The 16,516-nt window shown below is 37.6% G+C and carries 19 protein-coding genes and 1 pseudogene; 9 read left to right on the plus strand and 11 right to left on the minus strand.

Going from position 1 to position 16,516, the window contains the following annotated elements; all coding sequences use genetic code 11:
- Nucleotides 1–69: 69 nt before the first annotated feature.
- The gene (locus tag ACFSR3_RS12195) at nucleotides 70–1,584 is read right to left on the minus strand and encodes a succinate CoA transferase (protein ID WP_379821269.1); all 1,515 of its coding nucleotides are present in this window, start codon (nucleotides 1,582–1,584) and stop codon (nucleotides 70–72) included.
- A 154-nt stretch (nucleotides 1,585–1,738) separates the two neighbouring features.
- Between ACFSR3_RS12195 and ACFSR3_RS12200 the strand changes: the two genes are divergently transcribed.
- Nucleotides 1,739–2,542: a helix-turn-helix domain-containing protein gene (locus ACFSR3_RS12200; RefSeq protein WP_379821271.1), complete on the plus strand. Its 804-nt coding sequence runs from the start codon at nucleotides 1,739–1,741 to the stop codon at nucleotides 2,540–2,542.
- Between the two features lies 1 nt (nucleotide 2,543).
- Here the strand turns inward: ACFSR3_RS12200 and ACFSR3_RS12205 are convergent, their stop codons facing one another.
- The 5 genes from ACFSR3_RS12205 to ACFSR3_RS12225 form a co-directional block, all read right to left on the minus strand.
- Nucleotides 2,544–2,894 (minus strand): translation initiation factor, encoded by a 351-nt coding sequence (locus ACFSR3_RS12205; protein WP_379821273.1) that lies wholly within the window; start codon nucleotides 2,892–2,894, stop codon nucleotides 2,544–2,546.
- 25 nt (nucleotides 2,895–2,919) lie between these two features.
- Complete coding sequence (locus ACFSR3_RS12210) at nucleotides 2,920–3,342, minus strand: hypothetical protein (protein ID WP_379821275.1); 423 nt, start codon at nucleotides 3,340–3,342, stop codon at nucleotides 2,920–2,922.
- A 67-nt stretch (nucleotides 3,343–3,409) separates the two neighbouring features.
- Entirely contained in the window at nucleotides 3,410–4,366 is a 957-nt protein-coding gene (locus ACFSR3_RS12215) for an isopenicillin N synthase family dioxygenase (RefSeq protein WP_379821278.1), read from the minus strand.
- A gap of 119 nt (nucleotides 4,367–4,485) precedes the next feature.
- Complete coding sequence (locus tag ACFSR3_RS12220) at nucleotides 4,486–5,253, minus strand: SDR family oxidoreductase (protein WP_169519160.1); 768 nt, start codon at nucleotides 5,251–5,253, stop codon at nucleotides 4,486–4,488.
- A gap of 103 nt (nucleotides 5,254–5,356) precedes the next feature.
- Nucleotides 5,357–6,292 carry a helix-turn-helix domain-containing protein gene (locus ACFSR3_RS12225; RefSeq protein ID WP_379821280.1) on the minus strand — a complete coding sequence of 312 codons (936 nt, stop codon included), beginning with the start codon at nucleotides 6,290–6,292 and terminating at the stop codon, nucleotides 5,357–5,359.
- A gap of 330 nt (nucleotides 6,293–6,622) precedes the next feature.
- Here ACFSR3_RS12225 and ACFSR3_RS12230 point away from each other — a divergent pair.
- Nucleotides 6,623–6,766, plus strand: a pseudogene (locus ACFSR3_RS12230) (HNH endonuclease); the annotation flags it as partial.
- An 11-nt stretch (nucleotides 6,767–6,777) separates the two neighbouring features.
- Here ACFSR3_RS12230 and ACFSR3_RS12235 read toward each other — a convergent pair.
- Nucleotides 6,778–7,473 carry a hypothetical protein gene (locus tag ACFSR3_RS12235; protein WP_379821608.1) on the minus strand — a complete coding sequence of 232 codons (696 nt, stop codon included), beginning with the start codon at nucleotides 7,471–7,473 and terminating at the stop codon, nucleotides 6,778–6,780.
- 219 nt (nucleotides 7,474–7,692) lie between these two features.
- Between ACFSR3_RS12235 and ACFSR3_RS12240 the strand changes: the two genes are divergently transcribed.
- From ACFSR3_RS12240 to ACFSR3_RS12250, 3 genes are all read left to right on the plus strand, one after another.
- Entirely contained in the window at nucleotides 7,693–9,669 is a 1,977-nt protein-coding gene (locus ACFSR3_RS12240; protein WP_379821282.1) for an alpha-ketoacid dehydrogenase subunit alpha/beta, read from the plus strand.
- A gap of 127 nt (nucleotides 9,670–9,796) precedes the next feature.
- Nucleotides 9,797–10,216: an NUDIX domain-containing protein gene (locus tag ACFSR3_RS12245; protein ID WP_379821284.1), complete on the plus strand. Its 420-nt coding sequence runs from the start codon at nucleotides 9,797–9,799 to the stop codon at nucleotides 10,214–10,216.
- A complete protein-coding gene (locus ACFSR3_RS12250) occupies nucleotides 10,213–10,605 on the plus strand; it encodes an acyl-CoA thioesterase (protein ID WP_114756618.1) in 393 nt (130 codons plus the stop codon). The genes ACFSR3_RS12245 and ACFSR3_RS12250 overlap by 4 nt, the downstream gene beginning before the upstream one ends.
- Here the strand turns inward: ACFSR3_RS12250 and ACFSR3_RS12255 are convergent.
- From ACFSR3_RS12255 to ACFSR3_RS12265, 3 genes are all read right to left on the minus strand, one after another.
- The gene (locus tag ACFSR3_RS12255) at nucleotides 10,602–11,846 is read right to left on the minus strand and encodes a mechanosensitive ion channel family protein (RefSeq protein ID WP_379821286.1); all 1,245 of its coding nucleotides are present in this window, start codon (nucleotides 11,844–11,846) and stop codon (nucleotides 10,602–10,604) included. The two genes, ACFSR3_RS12250 and ACFSR3_RS12255, sit on opposite strands and share 4 nt — an antisense overlap.
- A 17-nt stretch (nucleotides 11,847–11,863) precedes the next feature.
- Nucleotides 11,864–12,148: a DUF3817 domain-containing protein gene (locus ACFSR3_RS12260; protein WP_379821289.1), complete on the minus strand. Its 285-nt coding sequence runs from the start codon at nucleotides 12,146–12,148 to the stop codon at nucleotides 11,864–11,866.
- Nucleotides 12,149–12,291: 143 nt separating this feature from the next.
- Nucleotides 12,292–12,663, minus strand: coding sequence for a hypothetical protein (locus ACFSR3_RS12265; protein ID WP_114756621.1), 372 nt, complete (start codon nucleotides 12,661–12,663; stop codon nucleotides 12,292–12,294).
- 125 nt (nucleotides 12,664–12,788) lie between these two features.
- On the opposite strand from ACFSR3_RS12265, the gene ACFSR3_RS12270 reads away from it, so the two are divergent.
- Complete coding sequence (locus ACFSR3_RS12270) at nucleotides 12,789–13,301, plus strand: DUF6155 family protein (RefSeq protein ID WP_379821291.1); 513 nt, start codon at nucleotides 12,789–12,791, stop codon at nucleotides 13,299–13,301.
- On the opposite strand, the gene nfi is transcribed toward ACFSR3_RS12270, so the two are convergent.
- Entirely contained in the window at nucleotides 13,302–14,018 is a 717-nt protein-coding gene (gene nfi / locus ACFSR3_RS12275) for a deoxyribonuclease V (RefSeq protein WP_379821292.1), read from the minus strand.
- A gap of 158 nt (nucleotides 14,019–14,176) precedes the next feature.
- Here nfi and ACFSR3_RS12280 point away from each other — a divergent pair, with 158 nt between their 5' ends.
- The 3 genes from ACFSR3_RS12280 to ACFSR3_RS12290 all read left to right on the plus strand — a co-directional run bounded on the left by ACFSR3_RS12280 (nucleotide 14,177) and on the right by ACFSR3_RS12290 (nucleotide 16,468).
- Complete coding sequence (locus tag ACFSR3_RS12280) at nucleotides 14,177–15,700, plus strand: DEAD/DEAH box helicase (protein ID WP_379821294.1); 1,524 nt, start codon at nucleotides 14,177–14,179, stop codon at nucleotides 15,698–15,700.
- A gap of 191 nt (nucleotides 15,701–15,891) precedes the next feature.
- A complete protein-coding gene (locus tag ACFSR3_RS12285) occupies nucleotides 15,892–16,086 on the plus strand; it encodes a hypothetical protein (RefSeq protein WP_379821296.1) in 195 nt (64 codons plus the stop codon).
- Between the two features lie 10 nt (nucleotides 16,087–16,096).
- Nucleotides 16,097–16,468, plus strand: a complete 372-nt coding sequence (locus ACFSR3_RS12290) for a hypothetical protein (RefSeq protein WP_379821297.1) — start codon at nucleotides 16,097–16,099, stop codon at nucleotides 16,466–16,468.
- Nucleotides 16,469–16,516: the final 48 nt, after the last annotated feature.

Genomic DNA, 16,516 nt, shown 5'->3' on the forward strand with positions numbered 1-16,516 from the left:
ACCATCATAAAAAATCCCTAAACTATAGTAACAGCTTAGGGATCTTTGCAACAATACAAATGGGGAAACTTATCGGTGTTCTACAGAAACAGGATTTTTCATTGTTCCGCTATTGCTGTAGTTTATATGCCATGAAAAAGCCTCTTCAAGTAAATGAGGAGTGTGTCCGCCTCTTAGGCGAGCCCGCTCATAATAACTTTGAAGCTGTTCTTTGTAGTCAGGATGAACGCAATTCTGAATTATCTGAATTGCTCTTTCTCTTGGGGCAAGTCCTCTTAAATCGGCAAGGCCGTTTTCTGTAACCAGTATATCCACATCGTGTTCTGTATGATCAACATGTGAAACCATAGGCAGGATGTGCGAAATGGCATTGTTTTCTTTTGAAACAGAAGGGGTAACAAATATGCTCAAATAGGCATTTCTTGCAAAATCACCCGACCCTCCAATGCCATTCATCATTTTTGAGCCACTAATGTGCGTAGAGTTTACGTTACCGTAGATATCAAATTCTATGGCTGTATTGATAGCTATAATTCCTAATCTTCGGATAACTTCAGGGGCATTACTGATGTTTTGAGGGCGGAGAATGATTTTGTCTTTATAGTTCTCAAAGTTTTGCATCAAATGTTCATAACATGCTTTTGATACTGTAATTGATGATGCTGAAGCAAAATCCATTTTTCCTGAGTCTATAAGTTCAAATGTGCTATCCTGTAGTACTTCGGAGTACATTGTAAGGTTCTTAAAGTTGCCTTTTGAAAAACCGGACAAAACAGCATTGGCTACTTTTCCTATACCTGCCTGAAGCGGTAGAAGTGAGTCTGTCAGACGTCCTGAAGCTACTTCTACTTCAAAAAAGTGAATAAGATGATTTGCTATAGCGGCGGTTTTTTCATCTATTGAAGTAACCTGAGCTGGACTGTCAGGAAGTTCTGTAAATACAATTCCAACTACCTTTTCCGGATCGACCTCTATATATCCTTTACCAATTCTTGAATCTGGTTTGGTAATCGGGATAATGTCTCTTTCTGGATAATTTTCAGGAATAAATATATCGTGTATCCCATTGAAATTATTAGGAATAGAAGTGTTTATCTCTATTATTACTTTGCCGGCAAGTTTTGCAAATGTAGCTGAGTTTCCAATTGAAGTAGTGGGGATGATATTGCCATTTTCGTCTATGGATGAAGCTTCAATAATTGCAAGATCTATTTTAGGAAGATGCTTATTATTTAAGAGCTCAGCGGTTTCACTTAGGTGTTGGTCAATAAATAAGATTGACCCGTCATTTATTTTTTTTCTCAATACAGGGTCTACCTGAAATGGCATTCTTTTATATAGTGCATTTGCATCGGCAAGATCACTGTCGGTAGTATGGCCTAAAGAAGCTCCTGTTATTAAGGTGATGGCTATTTCTTCATTTGCTGCCCGGGCTGCAAAAGCTGGTAAAACCGCTTTACTGTCACCGGCCTTAGTGAATCCGCTAGAACCAACAGTCATGCCGTTTTCAAATAATAAAGCGGCCTCATCTGCTGTTATTATACTATTTTTATAGCCTTCAAATTTTATTCTTTCAATTTCCATAATTCATTATTTTTACTGAAAAAATTGATTATAGTTTAAAAAAATATATCTATAATTTAATTTTTGCAAATTGTCAAGGCAATGTTACAAAAAGGTTTTAATGGCTGTATATTTGTAAAAGACAATTGTTTATTCATTTAAGACATTAGGGTGTATGGCTACGGACAGATATTACTTAACGGAGGTTGATAAGCATTCAGATAGTATTTATTGTCATCATGATTTGATGGGTGAGCTTCTCATTCCGCAGCACTATCATAACAAGGCTCAGTTTCTGTATGTTGAAGGTGGTATAGCTTATGTAAAGACAGATATAAGCACCTATTTTCTTCCTGCCAGGCATTATATGTGGATTCCGCCGGGGGTAAAGCATAGTATTCATCCCAATTCTGAGGATGTAATGATGCGGAATTTATATTTTCCTGTTGAAAAAAAGGATGTTGCTTTTTATGAGGAAGAGGGTATTTATCCGGTTAATGATCTTCTCTTGAATCTTCTGTTGTTTACTAATCGCTGGAAGGGAGATCTGTACAAAGGGAGCAGGAATTATATAGTAGCAAAGGCTTTAAAGGTTTTGCTGCCCGATATTTCGGGTAAAAACCTTTCACTTTCGTTGCCTTTGGCGAAAGATGCAAGGCTTATAAAAATAACTGATTATATAGCTTCACATATTGGCGATGCTATTTCTTTTGAGGATTTAGCGAAAAGATTTGGTTTGAGTACCCGTACACTGCATCGTCTGTTTGTAAAGGATTTAGGTATGTCTTTTATGCAATTCTTTACTATTTCGAGAATGCTGAGAGCTGTAGAGCTACTTCAGGATAAATCTATGCCGGTAAGCGAGGTGGCTTTGGCTGTAGGCTATAATAGCTTACCTACCTTTAGTAATATCTTTTATAAGATGTTAGGACAACGCCCATCAGAGTATGCCAACGGGCGTAATATATTATCGGAGTAGCTTATCCGCCAACTCTTTTTACTTTGTAGCCTTCTTTCGTCAGGAAATCCATGATCTTATCTCGAAAATTCCCCTGAATTATGATTTCGCCATCTTTGGCTGCGCCACCTACGCCGCAAAGCGTTTTTAGTTGTTTAGCTAAAGCTTTCAGGTCGTCGTCATTACCTTCAAACCCTTTTATGATGGTTGCTACTTTTCCGCCTCGGTTCTTTTTATCCAGATGAGCCTCGAGTTTTTGCTGGTTGTTTGGAATTTTTTCCTGCTGCTCATCATTTGATTCGAATTCAAAGTCTTTATTGGTAGAAAAAACAAACCCACCTAAATCGTCTAAACTGCTTAATTTCTTTGCCATAATAGTATTTATGTAAACAAATGCATTAACATCCGCATTCGCCGTAAATTGTTTCTTTAATTATTGTTTTCCCCTTCGATTTAACAGCTATTCGTCCTTTTTGAAGCCATGTATTGTTCTTTTGTAATACTTCTTCACTGTCAACTGTCACTTCATAATCGTCGTTAGTATATATCTTTACCCAATATCCTTCTGCAGCATCAGTGTAGCTTTTTAACTTGAACTGCATCATTTTTCCATTGATGCTGATGTATGCATGGTTGTGATAAGTATCTGCATAAATATATTCGCCTTTAATGAAATCCTCTTTGTTGGCTGAAAAATAACAGGCACAACCGTCAATCTCTTCAGGAAAATCTTTAAAACGGTCTATGATAAATTCTTTTTCAGTACCGCAGGATGTTAGAAGTATTGATAGTAAAACTGTCGCAAAAAGGAGTTTTTTCATATCCCAAAAGTAAAAATAAAAAAGCATCAGACTATTGCCTGATGCTCTTAATATGGATCAAATTATTTTATTTTTTGATAAGCCCTAATTCTACCAGTCGTTCGTAAAGGAAATCACCGGCGGTAATATCTTCGTAAAGCTTCGGTTGCTCTTCGCTGATACAGTTTTCAAGGCAGTTCAGTTTCATTTCTGCTACCGGGTGCATAAAGAACGGGATAGAGTAGCGTGACGTACCCCATAGATCCCTTGGTGGGTTTACAACCCTGTGGATTGTCGATTTTAGTTTATTGTTGGTATGACGTGACAGCATATCGCCAACATTAATAACCAGTTCATCAGGTTCTGCGATAGCGTCGATCCATTCTCCGTCATGGTTCTGTACCTGTAAACCACGTCCCTGAGCACCCATTAGTAATGTAATAAGGTTGATGTCACCATGAGCTGCTGCACGTACAGCATCTTTTGGTTCCTGAGTGATAGGAGGGTAATGGATAGGGCGAAGAATGCTATTGCCTTCTCCTACATAGTTATCAAAATAATATTCGTCAAGTCCAAGATATATTGCCAAAGCCCTTAATACGTAAACACCGGTCTTTTCAAGCATTTTGTAGGCTTCTTTCCCTGTAGGGTTGAAATTAGGGAGTTCGGTAACCTCTACATTATCATGGTAATGCGGATGCCCGTTATAGGTTGAATCCTCAGACAGGTATTGCCCGAAATGCCAGAACTCCTTTAGGTCGCCTGCTGTATGTCCTTTTGCTTTTTCTTTACCGAAAGAAACATATCCACGTTGCCCGCCAATTCCCGGAATCTCGTATTTGTCTTTAACTTCCGATGGTAAGCTGAAAAACTGCTGTACTTCGCTGTAAAGCGAATCTACAAGAGCATCATCAAGAAAGTGGCCTTTTAGTGCTACAAAGCCAATTTCTTCATAGGCTTTACCAATCTCATTTACAAATTTTTGTTTGCGTTGTTCGTCTCCTGACAGAAAATCGCGTAAATCTACGCTTGGTATATTTTGCATGGATAAATGGTCATTTTATGACAGCAAAAGTAGCCATTAATTTTTATTCGCGGTTAAGAGAATGTTATGTTGAATGCTATAAAAAAGGCCCTGAGTATTCAGAGCCTTTTGTTGGGGGATTATATAAAAATACCTCCTGATGCTTCAATACGTTGTCCGTTAACCCATTTGGCGTCATCAGTACATAAAAAGGCTACTACACCTCCAATATCGTCGGCAAGGCCAACACGGCCCAATGGAGTGATGCTTGACAGGAAGTCGTTGATTTCTTTTGTGTCTCTCACACGGCCACCGCCAAAGTCTGTTGCGATAGGTCCCGGAGCCACTACATTAGCCCTGATACCTCTTGGGCCAAGTTCTCTTGCAAGGTAACGGGTAAGTGATTCAACGGCCGATTTCATTGCGCCATAGGCAGATGATCCCGGTTGTGTGAAACGAGCAAGACCTGAAGAAATGTTTACTATACCACCGCCATCATTCAAATAGTTTAATGCTTTTTGGGTAAGCATGTAAACACCTTTATAATGGATGTTTATCATATCGTCCAGTTGTTCTTCGGTAGTTTCGGCAAATGGAGCATAAAGCGCTGTACCTGCATTGTTGATAAGGAAGTCAAAGTTTGAACTTCCGGTATGTTCCTTAAGATGTGAACCAACCTCGCTTAAAAAGCTGTCAAATTCAGCAGGTTTAGAAGTGTCAAGCTGATAAGCAATGGCTTTTTGCCCTAATGACTGAATTTCGGCAACCACTTCGTCAGCTGCAGCTTTGTTGCTGTTATAGGTAAATATTACGTCAAGGCCTTTTTTAGCAAGGGAAATAGCCATATCCCTACCTAGTCCGCGGCTTCCGCCGGTTACTAATGCAATCTTATTTTTTCTTGTTTCCATTTTTATATAATTCTTGTTATTAATTGATGGTACAAAGTTCGGTAAGAAGGGGAGGCGGGTGTTTGCAAATTACAATCCCTGATTTGCAAAATTCAAATCTCAATTATATCCGGTAGGCTAACGGAGCCATTTCTGTCTGTTTTTTAAAGAAGTTAGAGAAATGTGCTACTTCGTCAAAGCCCAGACTATAGGCGATTTCAGAGACATTCCAGTCGGTTTGTTTGAGTAATATCTTGGCTTCTTGTATCATACGTCCTGTTATGATCTCGGTAGTAGTCTTGCCTGTGTTTTCTTTAAGTACCTTATTAAGGTGGTTAACGTGTACCGCCAACCTGTCGGCATACTCTTTAGCCGAACGCAGTATCAGCTTTTGGGAAGTAGACTCAATAGGGAACTGACGTTCGAGTAATTCTATAAACAACGCTATAATACGTTGAGAGGCATTATGTGTTGACTGTATGGTAGTTGCCGGTTGTAGTTTTTGTCCGTAATGAATGAGTTCCAGTACGTAATTGCGTAGCAGGTCATATTTGAATTCGTAATCCGAAGCAATCTCTTTCTTCATTTTTTTGAAGGTAAGTTCAATCTCATCAGCTTCTTCATCGGAAATTTCAAATACAGGATAGCCTCCCGATCTGAAGATAGGAAGTTCATCCAGCATTACGCCGCTTTTGTTCTTTATCATGAAATCATCGGTGAATACAATAAACGATCCCGACTGATTATCGTCCTGAGGTACCCAATGGTACGGGACTTTAGGGGTTGCAAATAATAATGCATTCTTTTGAACATCAATTACCTTATCGGCATATTCAGCACGGTTCCTGCCTCGGATAAGGCTTATCTTGTAATACGCCCTACGGTTATACGGCATTTGGTTCTTACGCTTTACTTCACGAATGGTGTCTGCAATATCAAATATGTTGAAGTGGCCTATCTCTTTGGTTATGCCCGGAGGTAGCAGTGTGTCAATTTCCCTTCCGGTAAAAATGGCTGCCTCTTTATAGAAATCCTCAAGAGTTTTGTTCTCAATATTCATGACTTTGAATTTTGTTGCAAAATTCAAAGGTAGGGAAAACTCAATATTAATTTTTGAAAACTTAGCGAATCAAGAATTTTGTGGTTTACATATTGTATTGTAGTTTTACAATGAAAGTATTAAGTTTTGAGTAAGATAAATAACAAAAAAAGGTACCAAGTAGGGCTTAGGCTTATAGATCTTTTTCCAGAAAGAAAAGATAGTCTATGTGCGTGTGGTTGTCAAGTTGTCTTAACTGGAAGAAAAAAAAGGTGGGCATCTGTAAGTTGTCAGGAATATGCCTTGAGGACTTTTTTGATTATTAAAGGTGATAATTTTACAATAAGACAATTGCTGTATGAAAGAGATCAAGGTTATTGTCGAATCTGCGGTGTACTTACACAGAACTGGGAAGCAGATCACATACTTCCAATTCATTTAGGAGGTGGAGCGTGTGATCTGAATAATTTTCAAACATTGTGTAAGGATTGTCATGATAGTAAGACTTACACTGAATCCCATCTTAATACAATTTCTTCACAGGCTGCTTCAATATTTCCCATTCGTCGCTTGATTGCAGAAGGAGCGGTTTCATACGAATTATTAAAGCAGTCGAATGAAATACAAGTTTTTGGATCCACTTTTTCATCTTCATCAATAATATTAGATCCTATATATTGATGAAGAAGTGTGCTTACAGCTAAACCAGCTTCAGTATCTAAGCGTTGGCTTTCCGTTTTGATAATATGTATCTTAATGCATCCGACTTTGTTTCCTTTTCTTAAGATTATATCAGGAGAAATACTGACTTTTAATCCTTTTATACTTAGATTTCCATTTTTAAGCTGATATTTTGTTTTTTTATAGGAACTCAAATCAGGTAAAGAATGCTTTCGAATTAGTTTAAGAATTAACAGAGAATTGTCTCTATCCTGGTCGGTGATAGAAACAGAAGCTTTAATTTCAGCTACAGCCTTATCTAATATTGATTCATCATAATCTTTAATGATGTAGCGAATTATAGCCTCTCTTGCTATTTTATACACAGAAGTAATAAATGTGTTTGGATACTTTTGATCTTCAATAAGTCTTTTTCTCCTCGCAGGTGTAGCAGTTAAGTATTCACCTAATTTATTTACTGAAAATCTTGGATTTTCGTGAACTTTTTTAGGTCTGACAGTAGTCTTTTTAATCTCTTTCATAAGTCAAATAACATTTATATGGGGGTGAAACACTAAATTACGAACGATATTTTTTTGAATATTAGTTGTTTATGTTTTTTGTTAACAAAATTATTAACAATTATTATTTGGTTTACTAAATTATTCAGAAGGCTTTTTAAATAAATTTTCCTAACATTTTATTTACATCCTGTTATTTTATTACATTTGGGTGCGTTTAATGATTATTCAAAAATCACAATGAATTTCGATAGAAAACAATTAACCAACGAACAATTACTCGATTTATATAAGAAATTAATAAAGCCAAGACTGATCGAAGAGAAAATGCTCATTCTTATCCGTCAGGGCAAAGTATCCAAATGGTTTTCCGGTATCGGGCAGGAGGCTATCTCTGTAGGTGTTACCGCTGTTCTGGATAAAGACGAATACATCCTGCCTATGCACCGTAACCTTGGTGTGTTTACAGGTCGTGATATTCCCTTGTACAGACTGTTCTCGCAATGGCAGGGTAAAGCTAATGGTTTTACCAAGGGCCGTGACCGTTCTTTCCACTTTGGTACGCAGGAATATAAGATTATTGGTATGATATCGCACCTTGGTCCGCAATTGGGTGTGGCTGATGGTATTGCTTTAGCGCATAAGCTAAGGGATGAGAAGAAAGTTACTGCCGTATTTACCGGTGAAGGAGCTACTTCTGAAGGTGATTTCCATGAGGCGCTTAATATTGCAGCTGTGTGGGAGCTACCGGTATTGTTTATCGTTGAGAATAATGGTTATGGACTTTCGACTCCTACGAACGAGCAATACCGTTGCGAAAACATTGCCGATAAAGGGGTAGGTTTCGGAATGGAATCGCATATTATTGATGGTAACAATATTCTTGAAGTATTTACTAAACTGACTGATATTGTAGCTTCACTACGTGAAAATCCACGTCCGGTATTACTGGAGTTCAAAACCTTCAGGATGCGTGGTCACGAAGAGGCGAGTGGCACCAAATACGTTCCTCAGGAATTGATGGATATGTGGGCTATCAAAGATCCGGTAGATAATTATAGAAAATATCTTAAAGAAGAAGGTGTACTTACCGAAGAACATGACGAAGCTTTAAGAGCGGAACTGAAGAAAGAAATTGACGAGAATTATCAAAAAGCTTCTGCCGAACCTTCTATCGAAGCAAGTTTAAGTGAAGAATTAAATGATGTATATAAACCCTATCAATTTGAAGAAGTTACTTCAAAAGATGATAAGGAAAACGTTCGTATGATTGATGCTATTTCGCAGGGACTGAAACAATCAATGGAGCGTCATGAGAATCTTGTGATAATGGGACAGGATATTGCCGAATATGGAGGTGCCTTTAAGATAACAGATGGATTTGTGGCTGAGTTCGGCAAAGACCGTGTGCGCAATACACCTATCTGTGAATCGGCTGTTGTATCGGCCGGTATGGGGCTTTCCATCAACGGATATAAATCGGTTATTGAGATGCAGTTTGCCGATTTCGTATCAACTGGCTTTAACCCGATTGTAAATTATTTGGCTAAAGTACACTACCGTTGGCAGGAAAACGCCGATGTAGTAGTGCGTATGCCTTGTGGGGCAGGAGTACAGGCAGGGCCTTTCCACTCACAGACCAATGAGGCATGGTTTACCAAAACCCCTGGACTTAAAGTGGTTTATCCTGCATTCCCTTATGATGCAAAAGGTCTTTTGGCTACTGCTATCAATGACCCGAACCCGGTAATGTTCTTTGAGCACAAAGCATTATACAGAAGCATTTATCAGGATGTTCCAAAAGATTACTACACAATTCCTTTCGGTCAGGCAGCATTGCTTAAAGAAGGTGAGGAAGTGACTATTATAACTTTTGGTGCGGGTGTTCATTGGGCACTTGAAACGCTTGATAAGAATCCACATATAAAAGCAGATCTTATTGATTTAAGAACGCTTCAGCCACTTGATACCGAAACGATATACAAATCGGTTAAGAAAACAGGTAAGGTGATCGTACTTCAGGAAGATACTTTATTTGGTGGTGTGGCGAGCGACATCTCAGCCATGATCATGGAAGATTGTTTTGAATACCTTGATGGGCCTGTAAAACGCGTGGGTAGCCTTGAGAGTGCTATTCCGTTTACAAAGGCACTGGAAGACCAATACCTGCCTAAGCAACGTTTTGAAACGGCGTTGCAAGAACTATTGGCATACTAACAAAATCCATAAAAATTATATAACACCCTGCTTTGCAAAAAAAAGTGGGGTGTTTTGTTATGGAATCATAGATAAAATCACTTAAAAATTGCCATAAAGGAGGTCGGGTTTTTCTTAACTTTGGGGTATGAGAACATCAAAGATATTTGTAACGGTTGATGCTGTTGTATTCAGGAAATCTAATGCAGGAAACGAGTTGCTTCTTATCAAAAGAAAGAATGAGCCTTTTAAAGGGAAATGGGCTTTACCTGGTGGTTTTGTTGATGAGGGAGAAGATTTGGCTGTTGCAGCCAAACGTGAATTGCTTGAAGAAACTGGTCTTGTTGTGGGTAGCCTTGAGCAGCTTGGTGCCTTTGGTAAACCCGGGCGTGATCCAAGAAGTCATACGGTTTCTATAGCCTATTCAGGATTTGCAGAGGCAGATGCTCAGGCAGTAGGTGCTGATGATGCCGATGAGGCGGAATGGTTTGCTGTTTCAGCTTTACCTGAACTTGCGTTTGACCATGCAGATATCATACAATTAGCTCTTGAAAAACATCACTTATGAGATTTCACACAAGAAAATGGGTAAAACCCGAAGATCTTAACCCTAACGGAACTTTATTTGGAGGTAAATTGCTGGCCTGGATTGACGAAGAAGCAGCACTATATTCTATCATACAGCTTGAAAATCAGCGTGTGGTAACAAAACATATGTCGGAGATCAATTTTATGAGTTCTGCCAAACAGGGTGATATTGTAGAGATTGGTATTGATGTGGTACGTTTTGGTACTACTTCACTGGTTTTGAAATCAGAAGTGCGTAACAAAATGACACACGAAAAGATTATTACCGTTGATAATATCACTATGGTTAATCTGGATAGTTTTGGACGTCCTTCTGCTCACGGAAAAACAAAAATAGAATACGTTAAGGATAGGATATCTAAACCTTAGGCGTCGATATACCCTTTGCCTGAAGGTAGTTCGAATATCTCAAGGTCGAAATAGGCCACTGAAGCAATGATATGGTCAAAAATATCGGCCATAATATATTCGTGGTTTATCCAGCGCTTATCAGAGGTAAATAGGTAAATTTCGATAGGAATGCCTTTCTCGGTTGGCTGCAAGTGACGGCACATAATGGTCATCTCTTTATTAGCTCCGGGATGTGTTTCAATGTAATTGTTGATGTATTTCCTGAAGATACCAAGGTTAGTCAGGTTACGTCCGTTGATGGAAAGAGATTTATCGATACCGTTTTGTTCGTTATATCGGTCAATATCATGTTGTCTCTGGTCGATATAAGCAGATACAAGGTGTATTTTCTTCAGGTCGGCCAGTTCTTCCTTATGCAGGAAGCGCACGCTGTTAGCCTTAATTAGTATGTGTCTTTTAATCCTTCTTCCCGGCGAGCTTTGCATTCCTCTCCAGTTTTTAAATGAATCGGAAATAAGGCTGTAAGTTGGTATTGTGGTAGTGGTATTGTCGAAGTTCTTAACCTTAACCGTTGCAAGGTTGATTTCGATAACGTCGCCATCGGCTCCGAATTTTTCAATCGTAATCCAATCACCTATGCGCACAATGTCGTTTACTGTAACCTGAATACTTGCTACAACTCCAAGGATGGTATCTTTGAATACGATAATAACAATGGCTGAAATGGCTCCAAAGGTAGCCAGTAAGCTTTCCATTTTAATATCGAAAAGCATAAGGATGATTGATGTTATACCAAAAATCCAAAGTATTAGCATTACTACCTGTACGTAGCTATCAATAGGTTTGTCGTTGTAATCCGGTTTCTGCTTAAGATAGTCACCAAAAGCATTGAAGATACTCCTTGCAGTCCAAAGGCTGATGAGAATAATGAAAGTGGTTATACCCTTTGAGAAGATGTATTCCCAGTAGGTAAAATCTTTTAAAGCAACCGGAACGGTTTTATAAATAAAATATAATGGAATTAAGTGGGCAATAAATTTTGAGGTTTTATTACGTACCAAAAAATCATCAAAAGAGGTTTTTGTACTTCTGGCAAGAATAATAAAGCCAAGAATAAATACTCTTTTGGCAATCTTGTCGATAACATAGGCTATAATGCCAATGATAATAAGATTAACTACCAGATTAATGTATATGGCTGTAACATGTCCTAAGCCTATACTTTTCAATAAATTATTTGCCCAATTAAATAGCTCCATTTATTGTATATGAATTTTTAGTTCTCTATATTTTTGAAATACTTATATTCAATATAAAATGTTCCGAAGGGTATAACTGAAGCCAGGCAAATAATTAAATATTTTGAAAAAGGCCACTTCAGCTCGGATTTAAGCATACTGGCAATGATGATGTATACAATAAATAAAAGTCCATGAGCCATACCTACAACGCGAACATACTCGGGCATGTCCCATACATATTTTAATGGCATGGCAATAAACAATAAGGCTAAAAGAGAAACACCCTCCAGGGTGGCAACGATTTTAAATAAGCGAGTCATACTTGGGAGATTAATAGTAAAAGTGCAAATGTAGGATATAGACTTTAGTCAAAAAAACAAATAACAGGCGAAATATTGTTAAAACATAAAAAAAAGCTGTTTGAAAACAAACAGCTTTAAATTATATAACCGATTAATAGAGATTAAAACGCAAGGAACGCTTTGTTGTATTCTCTAAGATCCAGAAGATTATTCTTTTTAGTCAAATCACTGAAAAGTGAGATAAGGTATTCAAGGCTTTCAAGGTTGTTTTCGTTGCCGTTTACAGCATCAGTTACCAATTCTGTTTCCTCGTCTACAGGCTCATCATCAGGAATAGGGATAAGAAAAGCTCCGTTAGCCTCAAGGTGCTCATAAGTAAGACGTAGTGCCTTAGTAAGTACCGGGTTTTGCTCTTCAAGGGAATATTCGCGTAATTTTTTCAGATCGGCAATTAATGTTTCTGCATCGAAGCCTTTCTTAAAAAGGTCCAACTGTATTTTGTTGATCAGTTTTTGTGCACTCGGATTTTCCACAGTAAAAGTTATTTAGTTTTGACTTTGTTTAAAAGGATTGCAAAAATACTACTTTATCTAGTTTTTCAATACTCTTTTTCAGATTTTATTGCTTGTAGCAAAATTAAGGCTTATTTTTGAGAACCATGAGTAAACGCGACCTAAAAAAGTACCTGGCATCATTGCCAAAAGAAGAATTGGAAGATCAAATGCTTTCATTGTATGAAAAGTTTAGTGAAGTAAAAACGTATTACGATTTTATATTCAACCCTAAAGAAGATAAGCTCGAACAGGAAGCTAAGGTCAAGATTGCTAATGAATACTTTCCGGTAAAAGGAAAGCGCCCTAAGTTACGCCGCTCTACAGCACAAAAATATATAAAGCATTTTTTGACAATAGGGGTAGACCCTTATGTTGTAGCCGATGTAATGCTTTACAATATCGAAATTGCGCAAACATATTCTGAAAGGAAAGAATTCAGTTCTTCCACATTTTATAAGAGTATGTTTAATTCATACAAGCAGGCTGTTGAATTTGTGGCAGCTAATGGTATGAACGATAATTTTACAGGTCGCATCAAAAAGATTCTGGATGAAGTTTTCAGGCAACGTTGGGAAAATCGTAAGGAGTTTGAAAGAGTCTGGGATAACTTTGAATAATTAAACCCCTGAAAATAAATCGGGCTGTATATCATTTGTATGAAAGCCCTCTTTTAGTTTACCAACCCTGAAGAGGTTTACTTTTTCATGAGCGAGACGTGTAGGTTCTGGTATTCTGTGTTTTAGTATGCAGGGTTTCATAAATTTTAAACTGTCTTCCACGGATACTTTATGTCCGGGAGAAATATAAACAGGTTTTACATTGTCTTTTGTGCGTACGGCATAGCCTAAATGTTCATTTTGGCTAATAATAGGGCTGGTGCTAAATTTCTCTAGTCCCAAAGGGCTATAGTTTCCATATAGCATATTTTTTGCACAGCCAATCGCGGGATGATTGGTTAAAACCCCAAAGTGTGAAGCAATACCTATACGCCTTGGATGTGTAACACCCTGTCCGTCCAGTATCATAAGGTCAGGCTTTTCAGGCAATTGTTCCCATGCCTGTAATAGGGCTGGAACTTCCCGAAAACCAAGATAACCCGGTACATAAGGGAAAGTGGTTTTAGCCAAAACAAGCGAATAGGACAGTAACTTCATTTCAGGGTAACTCAAAACTACAATGCCGGCATAAACTATATCAGTGTCTTTATTATGAGAAATATCACCAGCGGCTATCGTTGTGATATTTTCGATATCAGTTACCAAAGAAACCTTGTTTCTTAAGTAATTCTGTATCTCGGTGGCTTCGGTTATTGAAGTGGAATCGTAGTTGTACATAATTATTTTCCTTCAAATCAAATTTACTTATTAAAGCATTGATTTCGTGATAGCTATTCATAATGTTTCATTAAATTTTGTTTAAGTTCTCAGAATTATGATTTTCTATGCAGATAAATGTGTGTAAATACCATATTTTTGGGAATTATCATACCTACATGGAAAGAGAAGAAAATGTTGAGGACAGGAAAGAGCTGTACCACTATCAGAAAGACGATATAGATGCTATATTTGAGAAGTTTGAGGGCAAACCGAATAACTTCCACCTTTTATACCAGCTTCCTACGGGAGGTGGCAAAACCGTCATATTTTCTGAAATCGCCCGTCGCTATATTGAAAAATACCAGCGTAAGGTGCTTGTGCTTACACACAGGATAGAGTTAAGTAAGCAAACTTCACAAATGCTTAAAAGCTTTGGGGTTAAGAATACCATTATTGATAGTAATGTAAAGGACCTGCCCGAAAACAATGATTATTCCTGTTATGTGGCGATGGTTGAAACCCTTAATAATCGTCTTAAGGATAAAAAATTCCACATGGATTATGTGGGATTGGTAATTGTAGACGAAGCGCATTATAACTCATTTCGAAAACTATTCACTTACTTTAAGAATTCACTTTTTTTGGGGGTAACAGCTACTCCTTTGAGTTCTAATATAGAACTTCCAATGTATGAGACGTATAGTGAATTAATTGTTGGCGAGCCAATTCAGTCACTAATCAACAAAGGATTTTTGGCTAATGCTCAAATGTTTGGTTATGATGTTGAGCTTACCTCGCTTAAGCTCGGAATAAACGGAGACTATACAGTTAGTTCTTCTGATGAGCTGTATTCGCGTACGGCTATGCAGGATTTGCTATTACAATCTTACGTATCGCGTGCCCAGGGAAAAAAGACATTGATATTTAATAATGGTATAAACACTTCGCTCTATGTTTATGAAACCTTCAGAGCTGCCGGTTTACCTATTAAACACCTTGATAATAAAACACCGGAAATGGAACGTAAAAAGATACTTTCGTGGTTTAAAAAAACTCCGGATGCCATTCTTACTTCTGTTTCAATCCTTACTACTGGATTTGACGAGCCTACAGTAGAAGCAATTATATTAAACAGGGCGACCAGATCTTTAACGCTGTATTTTCAGATGATCGGTCGCGGTTCACGTAAACTGCCTCATAAAGATATATTCACGGTAATTGACCTTGGAAATAATGCGCAGCGTTTTGGCTTATGGAGTGATCCGGTTGACTGGCAATATATATTCAGGCATCCCGAACAATTCCTTGAAAACATAAGAACAGATGCTGAGATAGAGAGTTATCATACGTATAGTATGCCTGACGAAGTAAGAGAAAAGTTTGCCAAAAGCACGGATATATCTTTTGATGTTGAAGAAGAATTCCGTCTTGCTGCTGAACAAAGGCATAAACCTAAGGCTGTTATTGATAAATCGATACAGCAACATGCAGTAATGTGTATTGAGAATGCTGATTCAGTCCCTGAGGCCAGAAAACTTGCCCGGCTTTTAGACCCGGATATTGAATACCGTGTGAAGCAATATGCCAAACTATTAGCAAAGACAACAAAAAATTACAGAGAGTGGCTGATAGAAGATTACAAAAACAGGCTGGGTGTAATGATAGGCAGTATGTTTTATAAATACCATTCTGATGAATAAGGAAAAAGTTATCCTCAGGTGAATTTTATCGTAAATCTGTTATTGACAGCAGTAAAATACCGATTCGCCGAAAAAACTTGCAGCATAAAGAAATTGGCTTTAATTTAATACAATCTTATACTGTTATTACATTTTTAGTAAGTAACTTTAGAATATCCAAAAGAGCTACACCACATTAAAACATTATATATATGGAACGTATTATTATACATACTGAAAATGCAAACGAATATAATGCGCTTTCTTATGAAAAAGCGGCTGCTCAATTTATGGCTGAAAAAGAAGAGAATCAGGAAGTATCATGTAGCTTACTGCTTACGAACCTTTTAAGGAACAATCTGATGCTCTTAAAGTTCAATGAGATAAGTACTATATTATTACTTTAAATGAAATATCATGGGAAATCATCAGGAAAATAGAGATAATAAAAAAGAGATTGGAAATTTATCATTAGGTTCTGAAAGGAATGATCTTAAAAAAAATCATCCGGTTGATGGAATTGAGGAAACCGACAAATATCTTGCTATGGAGCAACAAGGAGTAACCTATACTCATGAAGGTGATCCCACAATAAATTCAGACCAGATGGATTTTACTTCAGAAAGCAGAAAAAGAAAATGGAATGATCTCGGAGGCAACAGTAGAAATTCTGAAGCGTTTAACCAGGATGATTATTTGCTTGATGACAATATAGATCTTGATGAAGATCAAAATAAATCCATATCAAGTGATGATGAGGATTTTGAAGAGACAAATGAACGCTATTAATGATATATTTTTTAGATCCCCAATATATTTATATTGGGGATTTTTTTA

Source organism: Flavobacterium suzhouense (assembly GCF_042684765.1).
Lineage (GTDB): Bacteria > Bacteroidota > Bacteroidia > Flavobacteriales > Flavobacteriaceae > Flavobacterium > Flavobacterium suzhouense.